Here is a 13,915-nt window from a genome sequence, read left to right as displayed (position 1 = left end):
TAATAGGCAAAAAAGTGCTATACTAGAAATATTGGCAGAGAGTTTATGCAACTTTTTAGTAGGTTATATGAGGAAGAAAAGCATGAGTAAAAAGAATATGCGATTGAAGGGGCAGCTTAGGATGTATATGCAGTGGCCGTTGATTATGACGGTGCTGCTGATAGCCATGAATGTCTGGATGTACATGATTGACAAGCGGGCAGGGCTTATGATGTCTGTCTTTATCGTAATCTATCTGGTAATTGCAGGGCTTTTGTATTTTTACAACAGGTCCCTGATTCTGGCGGATCTGATTCAGTTTTCTACCCAATACAAAGGGATCCAAAACACGCTGTTGAAGGAATTGGCAGTCCCGTACGCAATCACGCTGGAGGATGGGCGTATCTTGTGGAAGAACGACAGCTTTTCCCATATGGTAGAGAACCAGAAACGGGAGAAGTATCTGAACAAGCTGATTCCTGAGCTTAACAACGGGGTCTTCCCCAAGGATGACAATGACCATGTAGAGCTTGAAGTCACATACAGAGAACGAGATTATCAGGTTGTGCTGCGCCGGGTTTCTCTGGAAGGGTTCAGCGAAGCGGAACAGCTGCTGCAGATTCCAAGAGAAAAGGAATTTTTCATTGCGGTATATATGAAGGACGTTACGGAGCTGAATTCTTACATTAAAGAGATTGAGGATCAGAGGCTGATTGCGGGTCTAATCTACATTGACAATTACGATGAAGTAATGGAAAGTGTGGAGGAAGTGCGACAGTCACTGCTTGTAGCGCTGATAGACAGGAAGATTAATAAATATATCGGCGATGTGGACGGGATTGTCAAGAAGCTGGAGAAGGACAAGTATTTTATAGCGATTAAGAAGGAGAGTTACCGGTCGATTGAGGCGGATAAGTTTTCCCTTCTGGAGGATGTAAAACAGGTGAATATCGGGAATGCCCGTTCTGCGACTCTGAGTATTGGTCTGGGGCTGAATACTTCAACCTATGCCCAGAGCTATAACTTTGCCCGCGTGGCCATAGATCTGGCCCTGGCGCGTGGCGGTGACCAGGCTGTCATCAAAGATTGCAAAGGAATTACATATTTCGGAGGCAAAAAGGAACAGACAGCGAAGAATACCCGCGTTAAGGCGCGTGTTAAGGCGGAAGCCCTGCGTGAGTTTATTGTGGCAAAAGACCAGGTTATCGTGATGGGGCATAAGATTGCGGATGCGGATTCACTGGGAGCCTGTATGGGGATTTACCGGGCGGCGGTGGAACTAGAAAAGAAAGCCCATGTTGTGATCAATGAGGTAACGACTTCTGTGCGGCCTTTGTACGATGAGATTGCAGAGAGCCCTGCTTACGGCAAGGATATTTTCCTGACTTCAGAGCAGGCGCTGGATTATATTACTGACAGTACCATGGTCATTGTCGTGGACACGAATAAGCCGCAGATGACGGAATGTCCGGAACTATTAAAGAAATCCCGCACCATAGCAGTGCTTGACCATCACAGACAGAGCAGCAATGTGATTGAGAATGCGGTGCTTTCCTATGTAGAACCGTATTCTTCCTCCACCAGTGAGATGGTGGCTGAGGTGCTGCAGTATATTGTAGATGACATTAAGTTTCCGTCGGTTGAGGCGGACTGCCTGTATGCAGGGATAATGATTGATACCCGCAACTTTATGAATAGGACCGGCGTGCGTACCTTTGAGGCGGCCGCATTTTTGAGAAGGTGTGGAGCTGACATTACCCGTGTCAGAAAGATGTTCCGGGATGATATGGAATCTTACCGTGCCAAGGCGGAAGCAGTGCGTATGGCAGAGGTATACAGGGAAGAATATGCGATTGCGCAGTGTCCGGGTGACATTGACAGCCCGACAGTCCTGGCGGCGCAGGCAGCCAACGAACTGCTGGATATCAGCGGAATCAAGGCCTCTTTTGTGCTGACTGTCTATGAGGGCAGGATCTATCTGAGCGCCCGCTCTATAGATGAGGTTAATGTACAGATTATCGCCGAAAAGCTCGGCGGCGGCGGACATATCAATTCAGCCGGCGCACAGTTTGACCACACGAATATATTTGATGCAATCAGAAGGGTGAAAGAAACAATTGACCAGATGATAGAGGAAGGAGATATATAAATGAAAGTAATATTATTGCAGGATGTAAAATCACTTGGTAAGAAAGGCGAGATTGTCAATGTAAATGACGGATACGCAAGAAACTTTATTCTGCCGAAGAAACTCGGGCTTGAGGCAAATAATAAGAACATGAACGATCTGCGCCTGCAGAAGAAAAAAGAAGAGAAGATCGCACAGGATCATCTGGATGCGGCAAAACAGCTGGCAGCCAGTCTTAAGGACGGCAAGGTGGAGCTTGCTATTAAGGTGGGAGAGGGCGGAAGAACGTTCGGCTCCGTATCCAGCAAGGAAATTGCCGCCGCTGTAAAAGAACAGATGGGGCTGGATGTAGATAAGAAGAAGATCCAGCTGAAAGAGACGATTAAAACGCTTGGGACACACAACGTTCCGATTAAACTACATCCGGAAGTGACAGCCGAGTTAAAAGTGGCTGTTGTAGAAGAGGCATAAGGGGACTTGCTTTATGGAAATGGAAGCAGCGATTAAGAGAATACTCCCACACAGCGCAGAAGCAGAGCAGGCTGTCGTGGGAGCTATGCTGATGAACAAAGATGCAATTATGGCCGCATCCGAGATTATCACGGGAGAAGATTTTTATCAGACCGCTTACGGCATTTTGTTTGATTCTATGGTAGAGCTGTTTCAGGCAGGAAAACCGGTGGATTTGATTACGCTGCAGGAGCACCTGAAGGAAAAAGACGTGCCCCCTGAGATCAGCAGCATGGAGTTTGCAAGGGACCTGCTTGTAAGCGTGCAGACCTCTGCAAATGTAAAATACTATGCAGAAATCGTACAGGAGAAGTCTACCCTGCGCAGACTGATTAAGGTTAACGAAGAAGTGGCGAACATATGCTACCAGGAGAACCGGCCGCTGGCAGAGATACTTGACAAGGCGGAAAAAGGGGTATTTGAACTGGTAGAGAGGGGCAATGTCCAGGAATACACTCCGATCAAACAGGTAGTACTCAACGCCTTGGATGTGATCGAAAAGGCATCCAAGACGACGGGAAGCGTAACGGGTATTCCCACAGGATTCATTGACCTGGATTATAAGCTGTCGGGGCTTCAGCGCTCTGACCTGGTCCTGGTCGCGGCGAGACCTTCCATGGGGAAGACTGCCTTCGTACTGAATATCGCCCAGCATGCGGCATTCAGACAGAATCTGGGCGTGGCAATCTTCAGTCTGGAGATGTCAAAGGAACAGCTGGTGAACCGTCTGTTCTCCCTGGAAGCCCATGTAGATGCCCAGCTTCTGCGTACCGGTAACTTAAAGGACACAGACTGGGAAAAACTGATAGAAGGGGCCGGGAGAATCGGAAAATCCCGGCTTGTCATAGACGATACGTCAGGTATCTCAATTACGGAAATGCGTTCCAAGTGCAGAAAATATAAGCTGGAACTCGGCCTGGACCTGATCATCATCGACTACCTGCAGCTGATGAGCGGAAGCGGCGGCAAAAGCAACGAGAGCCGTCAGCAGGAGATCTCAGAGATCTCCCGTTCTCTCAAAGGCCTCGCAAGGGAACTGAACGTGCCGGTTATCGCATTGTCGCAGCTAAGCCGTGCCGTAGAACAGAGAACCGACAAGCGGCCCATGCTCTCGGACCTCCGTGAGTCCGGAGCCATTGAGCAGGACGCCGACGTATGCATGTTCATTTACCGTGAGGATTACTATATCCCGGATACCGAAGACAAAGGAATTGCGGAGATCATCATTGCAAAACAAAGAAACGGGCCGGTGGGAACAGTACGGCTTGCATGGATGCCGCAATACACGCGTTTCGGGAATGAGTTGAGGCAGGAGTAGAATTATGGGGGGCGCTGATTGAAAGCGGAGTCTGGTACCGGCGGGACTTTACATGCCGTTTTAAACTCCGCACCGCTTGCCAAGAGCCCGTAACAGTAAAAATGAGGAAAATGGAGGGACTAGCCGCATTTGGTCCAAAATCTGATGATTTTGATCCAAAGGCGGCTATTGGATTTGATTTTGTGAATCAAATCCAACCCTCCATTTTCCTCATTTTTCCTGCAACGGGCTCTAGGCAGGCTATAAGGAGTTTAAAACGGCATGTAAAGTCCCGCCGGTACCAGACTCCGCTTTCAATCAGCTAGGCGCACCCAATCGGTAGGAATGTCTGGGGGGCTGTCTGGTTGGGAAGAAGGATGGCTATGGACAACGGCAAGAAATTACATTCGGAATCTCCTTGGGGGGGGGGAACTACTTGAGGATGAGCCATGCGAAAATTCAATACGATCCACCTCCCCCCGTCTGCGGCCCCCCCGGGTTTCAATTACAGTTATTGGATGCACGTAGTGTGATGTGAGGGGGCGAACGGAGGGGGCGGAAGCGTATGCCGGTTTGCAGGGGCGTAGAATGAGCTTACTGACACTTAGAAAAAACAGCCTGATTTTATGGATGAAATTTGTTCTCCAAAACAAATTTCAAAAAGAGCTGAGCTGCGCTGTCATCAAGACAGCGCAGTGAATCTCTTTGGTTCCATAAAATCAGGCTGTTTTTTCTTAGTGTCAGTTAGTGAATGGAAAGCCCCAACAAACCGGCATACGCTTTCGTCCCCTCCGTTCGCCCTCTCACATCACACGGCCTACTCCAACTCCCTAAGTGAGAACCGCCCCGCCAACTCTTTGAGGAGCTGTGCCTGTGCGGAGAGTTCTTCGCTTGCCGCTGCGCTTTCTTCTGCGGTGGCGGAGTTGGTCTGTATGATGTCGGAGATCTGATTGATTCCACTTGTTACCTGGCGGATGGAATCGGACTGATCTTGGGATGCACTGGAGATGCTGGTGATGGAGGCGGCGACTTTGTCCACTCCTTCCATGACTTTCTGCATAGCCTGGGCTGTTTCTGCGGCTATTTTGGATCCTGCCTCTGCGGCGGTTAAGGAATCGTTTATCAAGGTATTGGTGTTGGTAGATGCTTGTGCGCTTTTGGCGGCAAGGCTGCGAATCTCTTCCGCAACTACGGCAAACCCCTTGCCGGCTGCCCCGGCGCGGGCTGCCTCTACGGATGCATTCAGAGAGAGGATGTTGGTCTGAAATGCGATTTCTTCTATGGTTTTCAGAATTTTCCGTATTTTCCGGGAACTGCTGACGATATTCTCCATTGCAGCTAAAAGCTCCTGCATCTGCTGATTGCCTGCGTCGGCTTCGTTTTTGACGGCTCCGGCATCCCTGCTGGCTTCGAGGGCATTGCGGGCATTTTGTGATACATGTCTCGAAATTTCGCTGACTGTGACCGCCAGTTCTTCCACGGAACCGGCCTGTTCGGATGCGCCGAGGGACAGCTCCTGCGCACTTGTAGACACCTGCTCGGCCCCGGAAGAAACCTGATCCGCTGCAATGTTAATCTGTCCCAGGGCGTTGTTCAGTGACAGCAGAATCTGCTCCAGCGCTTCCCGGATGGCGGCAAAATCACCGGTGTAATGCCCGGTTACGTCGACGTTGAGATTGCCGTCTGAGATTTCCTTTAGTACATGAGCCAAGTCTAAGATCATCTCCCTGAGGGTGTGGGTGGACGAGCGGATACTATCTGCAAGCAGGCCGATCTCATCATTACCGTGGATATCTATATCAATGGAAAGGCGGCCCTCGGAAAAGCTGTGCATATCGGCACTGATGTCTGCAAGCGGCTTTACCAACCTCCGGACTGTCTTCAGGATCACAAAGATCAGCAGGGCAATTATCAGGATGGATACAACCGCAAGTACAGTGATCAGCCGATTGCGGGGAGCATTCACTTCGGATACCGGAAGCGTTGCGATAGCCAGCCAGCCGGTGGTACGCGACACCCGGGACATGGAAACATAATCAATGCCTTCATATTCAAACTCCATGCTGCCGGTATTTTTGTTTAGAACATTAGTCTTATATTGTTCACTGATATCCAATTCTGTTACATTTTTACCTGTAGCAGTAGGATCATTACTGTAAATATAGTCGGAGCTGTTGGATATCAGTTCCAGATAGCCGTTCTCTCCCACATGAATTTGGGACAGAGAGTCTGCCAGGCTGTCAAGAAACACATCGAGACCTATAAATCCAATCACATGATCAGTCTGGGCATCAAACACGGGAGCCACAATGGATATGATGGAATGATCTGTGGCTGGATCCTGATAAGGTTCGCTGATGGCTGCAGCCTTGCTGGAAAGAACGGTTTCATACCACGGCAGGTCTTTCAGTGAAGACGGAACAATACGTCCGGTGGATAACAGGAATCTGTCCGTTCGGTCATCAGCCAGCCATGCCTCCTGCGCATTTTCACCAGCCATCTTCTCTAATATCTCTGACAGATGTACGGTCAGTTCCTCCTTACCGGGATAGGCCTCAATATCCTGGGGGGTGCTTATTGACCGAAAATATTCCTGCAGTTCTTCATTTGTCTCGAACATACTGACAGCGGCTTCCTTGCTGCTGAAGAAATCATCTACGATGGATACAGCATAATCGGACTGCGTATTCAGGATTTTATCGCTTAGGGATTTAATGGAGCGTACAGCAACACCACATGAGACGACGGTTAAGACTGCCAGTAAGGGAACCAGAATGATGACTATGCTAGTATTGAGCTTCGCTGAAATGGATCTGCTTTTTTGGGTCTTACTGTTTCTTCTTTTCTTTATCATAGGGTTCCTCCGATTTCCGGGTTATATGGGCCTGCTTATGCCTTCTCAACTCGTGGCACGATTAAACTGGCTGTCAGGGCATTCAGGACATAGGCTGTAAACAGGGATTTAGATTTAGAAATGCACTCTTTTTATTATAACATGGCAAGAGGAAAAAACAAGTAAATGCAGCTTGAAGGACAATGCAAAAAAGGCGGAAATTGTTATTCCGCCCTTTAAAAATGCCGTGTCAGTTACGGACATTCTGATTGAGTTGTTATGTAAGCAGTTTCTTGAGCTTGCCAAATGGATTTTCCCGCGCTGCTTCGCGGCGGTTCGCCTGCTGCTGCCGGATGAGGCAGTCCAATTTGCGGAAGTGCTCTTCTTCCTGGCGTTCCTTGGCCTGAAACATAAAATCCATCTCCCGGATGACGTCTTGTGTGACCGTACTGGTGATGTCTTTTTTCAGGGTCTCGTTGTTTGTTGTTACTACTTCTGTCAGCACATCACCGATCAGTGAACGTACCTGTTCAAGCTGCGTAATAGGAATGACTTCTGCCTGAGCTACAGTCAGGGCGGCGCTTTCTGCCTTTTGCCCGGACGGACTGTCTGGTGTGGCTGCCGTAAGCGGCAGAGAGGACTTTCCCGGAGAGGCAGCCTGCTTGTCCGGCTCCTTTTTCTGAGAACTGCTATTTGAGAAAACCGCTTTTTTAATTGCCGAGGAGGCTGCTTTTTCTTCAGGCTTTGCTGGTTTTTCTGAGGATTTTGCCTTGACCGGCTCCTGATCAGTGGATTTCTGAAGTTTTAAACGTGTTTCTCTTAATTCTGGGATGAGTGGTTTTAAGTCTTTCAGAAGCATCCCTTCATCTTTAAGTTTTTTAATACAGCGGAAAAGTTGTATATCATCTTTCGTATAATATCGATGCCCCATTTCTGTGCGCCCGATTTCCAGATTCAGCTCTTCTTCCCAATAGCGCAGTACGTGGGATTCGACTTTAACCTGTTTGGCGGCCTCAGAAATCATAAACCTGACTTCACCCATATTATACCTATACCTCCTTAAAAAATGGTGCCTTAATATATTCTTCGCTCTGTGTTATTATACCATAGGAGTGTTAAGGACAAGCCAGAAATCGTTCGTCAAATTCTGCCAGAAAATTTAAGACAGAGATGGTGCAAAGGGGTCAGACCCCTTTGCAAATTAAGACGGTGATGCTGCAAGGGGGTCAGACCCCTGTGCAGGTCTCTTCCAGCAAAAAGGCCTGTACTTCATAAGGCCTTAATAAACAATCGCCTGGGGTCTGAGTGCCTTCATAGTTTGAGATATAAAGGTCACTATGAGTATAATGTATATCTTCAGGCATCCTGAATTCAGCGCAGGAGCCTGTGATATTTGCCGCAGTCAGCAACAGGGTATGTCCAAGCCGTCGGGTGAAGACAAACAATTCCTGTGAGTCCTTGTAATATTCTCTGTAATCTCCATAAACAGCAACTGGGTTTTTATGGCGGAGTTTTATGAGTTTTTTATAGAAATGATATATGGAATCAGGGCTCTCCATAGAATCACGCACGTTGATTGTTTGAAAGTTAGGATTTACTTTCAGCCAAGGAGTTCCCGTAGTAAATCCGGCATTTGCGGATCTGTCCCATTGCATAGGCGTTCGGGCATTATCTCTTCCGACTGCATTAATTTCAGCAAGTAGCTGTTCCTCTGAAGCCTTTCTACTGTATAGCCTTTCATAATAATTGCCTACTGACATGATATCATTTACTTCTTGAATACTATTTACCTTAAGATTGGTCATGCCGATTTCTTCCCCCTGATAGATAAAGGGGGTGCCTTGCTGCAGGTGCATGACCGCGGCCAGCATCTTCGCGCTTTCTGACCAATACTCTTTGTCATCCCCAAACTTAGATACCTGGCGCGGCTGGTCGTGGTTTGAAAGATACAGGCTGTTCCATCCTTTTCCGAGTAATCCCGTCTGCCATTTGGAAAGCATCTTTTTCAAAGTGTATGTGCAGGCTCTGGATAAACAGATTCCATTTTCATCTTTCTCAGGTTCAATATCAACGTGGTCGAACTGAAATACCATATTTACTTCACGAGATGCCTCGTTCGTAAATTTTATAGCGTCCTGAATCGTCACGTCGCCTGTTTCGCCAACAGTCATAAGATCATAGCGGGAAAATACTTGTTCGTTCATCTCCCGAATATAGCCGTGGGTTTTCTCTATACTCGAAAAATGTTCAATTCCTACCGGAGCTCCGGATGCAGAGCGCTGAAAAACTCCATCAGGCAGCCCTGGCTCCTTCCCATATGCATGCATGACATCCAGCCTGAAACCATCCACTCCTTTATCGGCCCAGAACCGCATCATCTTATAGATTTCCTGTCTGAGCGCGGGATTTTCCCAGTTTAGGTCGGGCTGCTCTTTGCTGAACAGATGAAGGTAGCATTGATCTGTAATTGGGCTGTATTCCCAGGCGGAGCCTCCAAAGTAAGATGTCCAGTTATTGGGGACCTGACCATTTTGTTTTCTGTCTTTCCATATAAAAAAGTTACGGTATGGGCTGTCCTTACTTTGCAATGCATCCTGGAACCAGAAATGGGATGAGGAACAGTGGTTAACCACCAGATCCATAACCAGCTTTAATCCGCGTTTATGCATTTCAGAAAGCAGGTGATCCCAGTCATCCATAGTGCCAAATCGTTTGTCTATCTTGTAATAATCTGAAATGTCGTAACCGTTATCCACATAGGGAGATTCAAAATAGGGGGATATCCAGACCACATCCACTCCCAAATCAACGAGATAATCAAGTTTTTCCGCTATGCCCCTGAGATCGCCAATGCCATCTCCATTTGAATCATAAAAACTGGCGGGGTAAATTTGGTAGACAACAGCTTCTTTCCACCAGGATTTTTGCAGTATTTCCATAGTTAACTCCTCCTTTTCAAAGTGTGAATACTCAATGTTTCAACAGTAGATATGCAGATGCCTCATAGGGACGCAGGACACGGTCATGGGGTGACTGACCAGTGGGATAATTCGAAATATAAAGCGAGCTTTTTGTATAGGTGACTGCTCCCGGTACTTTGTATTCCACACTTTCCGCTGTCATATTTGCAGTGACCAGAAGCACCTGGTTTCCAAGTGAACGGGTAAAGCAGAAAATGGAGTCACTATCTCGGTAGAATTCCGTAAAACTGCCGTATACAACTACGGGATTCTGCGATCTTAGGTGGATTAACTTCCGATAGTAATGATAGATAGAATCATCACAGTTTATTTGTGATTCTACATTAATCTCTTTATAATTCTTATTCACATGAAGCCAGGGTGTATTTTCGGAAAAACCTGCATTAGCAGTGCGGTCCCATTGCATAGGGGTTCGGCTGTTATCCCGTCCCCTCCGGCTGATTCCTGCAAGCATCTCCTCACGAGTTGCCAGGCCCTTTGATAGATATTCATTGTATGCATGGATCGATTCAATATCCTGAACCTCGTTTATATCATGGACGGGGCAGTTTGTCATGCCAATCTCTTCCCCCTGATAGACAAAGGGAGTTCCCTTTTGCAGGTGCATAATAGTTGCCAGCATCTTGGCGCTCTCTGCCCAGTATTTTTCATCATTGCCAAATCTGGAAACCTGGCGCGGCTGGTCGTGGTTTGACAGATAGAGGCTGTTCCAGCCTTCAAGGTCCAGTCCCCGCTGCCAGTCCGCCAGACAGCTTTTGAAAGCTTTTACGGGGAGCGGGGAATCAGCCAGCCACCGCTCCTCATATACGCTGTCGATATTAACATGCTGGAATTGAAAAACCGTATTTACCTCTCCTGCGGCTTCTGAGGTATATTGCAGGGCATCATCAATAGTGATCCCGTCCGTTTCTCCAACGGTAAAGATATCGTATTTAGAGAAAACCTCCCGGTTCATTTCTTTCATATAAGCGTGGTTTAAAGGAAGCGAAGAGAAGTGTTCCGCCCCAACTGGAAGGGTTCCGTCCATCCGGCCGTCGGGCAGGCCTGGTGTTTTCCCATATGCATGCATGACATCCAGACGGAAGCCATCCACGCCTTTGCCGATCCAGTAGTGCATGATATCGTAAATCTCCTCGCGCAGCCGTGGATTTTGCCAGTTGAGATCAGGTTGTTCCTTTGAAAAAAGATGGAGATAATACTGGTTCGTCAAGGGTTCGTATTCCCATGCGGGGCCGCTAAAATAAGAGGTCCAGTTATTAGGCGGCATGCCATCCGGTTTTGGGTCTTTCCAGATAAAATAGTCTCTATAAGGATTATCTTTGCTTTTTTTGGCTTCCTGGAACCACTTGTGCTGATCAGAACAGTGATTTACCACCAAATCCATAATCAGCTTAAGCCCCCGTTTATGCATTTCGCTGAGCATATTTTCCCAGTCCTCCATTGTACCAAACCGTGGGTCAATTGCCCTGTAGTCTGATATGTCATACCCATTGTCAATATAGGGGGATTTAAAATACGGAGAAATCCATATAATCCGGACCCCCAGGCTGCAAAGATAGTCCAGCTTCTGGGTAATGCCATTAATATCACCAAAACCATCATTATTAGAATCATTGAAACTGGCCGGATAAATCTGATATACCACAGCCTCTTTCCACCAATCAGCGGTCATTTTTAATACCTCCTTATTATAAAAATAGATACGAGATTTTTATCTTGTTACATCATTTAGCCATTTATAGGAGAAATAACGTTTTATGGCAAATGGGAATTTCACGAGTTCATCACAGACTAAAAACATATAAATTACTGGAAAAGGAAGCTTCCAGATAAATGCGGACAGCCATCCGAAAAGTAATGCGATCCCCCAAAGTGACACCAGATCCATAATCATACCCGCCTTTGTGTCGCCGCCTGAGCGGAGGATACCTAAAACAATGGTACTGTTTATACTTTGAAAAATGCATATAAAACTGGTCAATACAGTCATAATATTTAAATAATTCCCGGATTGTGGGCTAAGGCGTATGAAAGAACCTGAAGCAAATGCGAGAATTAAAATTGCGGCGGATCCCAAACAACCAAATACGACAGAAAGCTTTATAAAGTTTCTGGAATAATTCAAAACTAATGGCCTGTTGCCTTCGCCGATGGTTTTGCCGGTTATGATGGCGGCAGCAGATGCAAGCCCTGCTGAAAAAATCATGGAAAGCTGCCTTAATACTGTGATGACCGAATTAGCGGCAACTACATTTTGGCCAAGATGTCCTATGATAGAAGCAAGCACGGTGTACCCAAGACCCCAGGCCAGCTCATTCATAAGCACCGGAAGCGCAAAGTGTAAAAATCTTCTGACTAATGCAATATTCTTTACGAATAGGCTACGGAGATGGAACCGCGCCGTGCGGTTACATTTTTCCTCATATATCCATACCAAAAGCAGCTCAAATAAGCGTGCTCCGCATGTACCGGCTGCGGCCCCGGCAGTCCCTAATGCAGGGCTTCCAAAATGACCAAATATAAATATGTAATTCAGAAATACATTAATCAGGAGCGAAAACAGGTAAATAATAAAAGATATTTTCACATGCTCCATGCTTCTCATGATACTTAAATAGATAAAAGTACCACAATTTAAGGGATAAGAAAAGCATACGATCCGCAGATATTGTGCTCCCTGATCTGCAATTACCGGATCTGAAGTGAAAAGGCCCATGACTGACAAGGGAGCGCAAAATGCAGTAACCGTAAAGATTACGGAAAAAAAAAAGCCCGGCGCATAAAGAGAATCCCATGAGTTCTTCTATTGAACGTAAATCTTTCTTACCCCAGTATTGGGAGCAGAGAATAGAAGCGCCGGAGGAGATCCCTATGAGAATCAGGTTCAGAAGGAAGGAAACCTGACCAGCCAGCGATACCCCTGCAATAGCAGATTCGCTTACTCTTCCAAGCATCATAATATCAGCAGATGTAATACAGGCATTGATGAGCTGCTGCACAGCTATGGGAAGTACCAAAGTAAAAACCATACGAAAAAAGGCGCGGTCTATTCTGGGAGAATACACAAGTTAACACCCCCCCCTCGAGGTTATGCGCATAACCTAATGATTAGATGTATCTTAACACGGCGGCATAACTGTGTCAATATAGAGATTTTATATTTTGTTAATCATTAGACGATACCGATTTTCTTACAATCAGATCTACCTTAAAGTGTGTCTGTGAATGCGGCGGCTCCTCTCCATTGATGAATGAAAGGAGAGAGTGGACGGCAGCAGTCCCCTTTTTATGGATATTCTGCCGGACAGTCGTAAGCTGCGGGCGGCACATCGCACTCAAGTAACTACAGTCATAACCGGCAATTGAGATATCTTCTGGTATGCGGATACCGGCATCCTGGAGAAAGCCCATTGCCTCAGCCGCAAAATAATCGGATACAAAAAACAAAGCCGTATGGTCTCTCAAACCGGAATTGGAATTTGTATAAAGTTTTCTGCGGTCTTCTTTGGTGGCAGGAAGCAGTTGGTGAGACAAACCGATGAGTGATGTTTTATTTTTTTTATAAGCATTTCGAACGCCTTGTAAGCGAAGGGCTGAGATGGGATCATCGGCATCGGTTAAATACATGATTTTATGATGACCGTTCTGAATCAGGTAATCGGCCATTAGAAACCCGCCAAATTCATCGTCGGACCCTATGTTTACCAGATCGGGGATATCACCACAGGGGGAATCGATAAAGAGGAACGGTTTATCCAATTTTTTCTTTAGAGCGAGATATTTTTTGGGGGTAATACCGGACCAGTTCAGTATAATTAGGCCGTCGACATTCCATTCCGCCGCCAGCTTCTGAATGGCTGATTCATCAGGTACGGTCTTAAGCAGCATGTAATATCCATTTGCACTGATCTCTGCCTCAATAGAACTTAAGATTTCCGCATAAAAGGGATCGGCTATGACTTCCCGGTCATATTTATAGAAATCCTGCAGAATAACTCCAATTAACCGGGACTGCTTTCCGGCAAGCATTCTTGCTCCCATGTTAGGAACATAATTCATCTCTTCCAGTACTTTTTTGATTTTTTTCTGCGTCTCTGCAGAGACGTGTGATGTTTTTTCGTGCAGTACATACGATACAGCGGCGGTACTTACGCCAGCACGTTCAGCAATATCTTTGATTCTCATAA

The 13,915-nt window shown here is 46.6% G+C and carries 9 protein-coding genes and 2 pseudogenes; 3 read left to right on the top strand and 8 right to left on the bottom strand.

Translation table 11 applies throughout. The features are described 5' to 3' along the window. Positions 1-82 precede the first annotated feature (82 nt). Genes MWG26_RS20330 through dnaB form a run of 3 tightly spaced genes read left to right on the top strand, consistent with a single transcriptional unit; the run spans position 83 to position 3,935 of the window. Positions 83-2,128 (top strand): DHH family phosphoesterase, encoded by a 2,046-nt coding sequence (locus MWG26_RS20330; RefSeq protein WP_117440808.1) that lies wholly within the window; start codon positions 83-85, stop codon positions 2,126-2,128. Then, positions 2,129-2,578: a 50S ribosomal protein L9 gene (rplI, locus tag MWG26_RS20325; protein WP_025655815.1), complete on the top strand. Its 450-nt coding sequence runs from the start codon at positions 2,129-2,131 to the stop codon at positions 2,576-2,578. 13 nt (positions 2,579-2,591) lie between these two features. Beyond that, the gene (gene dnaB / locus MWG26_RS20320; protein ID WP_025655816.1) at positions 2,592-3,935 is read left to right on the top strand and encodes a replicative DNA helicase; all 1,344 of its coding nucleotides are present in this window, start codon (positions 2,592-2,594) and stop codon (positions 3,933-3,935) included. Between the two features lie 796 nt (positions 3,936-4,731). Here dnaB and MWG26_RS20315 read toward each other — a convergent pair. The 8 genes and pseudogenes from MWG26_RS20315 to MWG26_RS20285 all read right to left on the bottom strand — a co-directional run bounded on the left by MWG26_RS20315 (position 4,732) and on the right by MWG26_RS20285 (position 13,913). Next, positions 4,732-6,768, bottom strand: coding sequence for a methyl-accepting chemotaxis protein (locus MWG26_RS20315; protein WP_117440807.1), 2,037 nt, complete (start codon positions 6,766-6,768; stop codon positions 4,732-4,734). A gap of 256 nt (positions 6,769-7,024) precedes the next feature. After that, positions 7,025-7,789, bottom strand: coding sequence for a helix-turn-helix domain-containing protein (locus tag MWG26_RS20310; protein WP_117440806.1), 765 nt, complete (start codon positions 7,787-7,789; stop codon positions 7,025-7,027). Between the two features lie 184 nt (positions 7,790-7,973). Then, positions 7,974-9,686, bottom strand: coding sequence for an alpha-glucosidase (locus MWG26_RS20305; protein WP_240285553.1), 1,713 nt, complete (start codon positions 9,684-9,686; stop codon positions 7,974-7,976). A gap of 31 nt (positions 9,687-9,717) precedes the next feature. After that, positions 9,718-11,400 (bottom strand): glycoside hydrolase family 13 protein, encoded by a 1,683-nt coding sequence (locus tag MWG26_RS20300; protein WP_025655821.1) that lies wholly within the window; start codon positions 11,398-11,400, stop codon positions 9,718-9,720. 39 nt (positions 11,401-11,439) lie between these two features. Continuing rightward, positions 11,440-12,249, bottom strand: coding sequence for an MATE family efflux transporter (locus MWG26_RS20295; RefSeq protein ID WP_347554622.1), 810 nt, complete (start codon positions 12,247-12,249; stop codon positions 11,440-11,442). 15 nt (positions 12,250-12,264) lie between these two features. Beyond that, positions 12,265-12,486 (bottom strand): annotated as a pseudogene (locus MWG26_RS22760) (MATE family efflux transporter); the annotation flags it as partial. A 25-nt stretch (positions 12,487-12,511) separates the two neighbouring features. Further along, positions 12,512-12,757: pseudogene (locus MWG26_RS23205) on the bottom strand (MATE family efflux transporter); the annotation flags it as partial. Positions 12,758-12,893: 136 nt separating this feature from the next. Next, positions 12,894-13,913 (bottom strand): LacI family DNA-binding transcriptional regulator, encoded by a 1,020-nt coding sequence (locus MWG26_RS20285; protein WP_025655823.1) that lies wholly within the window; start codon positions 13,911-13,913, stop codon positions 12,894-12,896. Between the last annotated feature and the right edge of the window lie 2 nt (positions 13,914-13,915).

Source organism: Faecalicatena contorta (assembly GCF_022835095.1).
Classification (GTDB): Bacteria; Bacillota; Clostridia; order Lachnospirales; family Lachnospiraceae; genus Faecalicatena; species Faecalicatena contorta.
This window is presented reverse-complemented; position numbering and strand designations above follow the sequence as displayed.

Bases quoted from the DNA above. Each gene is read 5' to 3' on its own strand.
- MWG26_RS20330 (WP_117440808.1), top strand. From the start codon at position 83: ATGAGTAAAAAGAATATGCGATTGAAGGGGCAGCTTAGGATGTATATG.
- rplI (WP_025655815.1), top strand. From the start codon at position 2,129: ATGAAAGTAATATTATTGCAGGATGTAAAATCACTTGGTAAGAAAGGC.
- dnaB (WP_025655816.1), top strand. From the start codon at position 2,592: ATGGAAATGGAAGCAGCGATTAAGAGAATACTCCCACACAGCGCAGAA.
- MWG26_RS20315 (WP_117440807.1), bottom strand. From the start codon at position 6,768: ATGATAAAGAAAAGAAGAAACAGTAAGACCCAAAAAAGCAGATCCATT.
- MWG26_RS20310 (WP_117440806.1), bottom strand. From the start codon at position 7,789: ATGGGTGAAGTCAGGTTTATGATTTCTGAGGCCGCCAAACAGGTTAAA.
- MWG26_RS20305 (WP_240285553.1), bottom strand. From the start codon at position 9,686: ATGGAAATACTGCAAAAATCCTGGTGGAAAGAAGCTGTTGTCTACCAA.
- MWG26_RS20300 (WP_025655821.1), bottom strand. From the start codon at position 11,400: ATGACCGCTGATTGGTGGAAAGAGGCTGTGGTATATCAGATTTATCCG.
- MWG26_RS20285 (WP_025655823.1), bottom strand. From the start codon at position 13,913: ATGAGAATCAAAGATATTGCTGAACGTGCTGGCGTAAGTACCGCCGCT.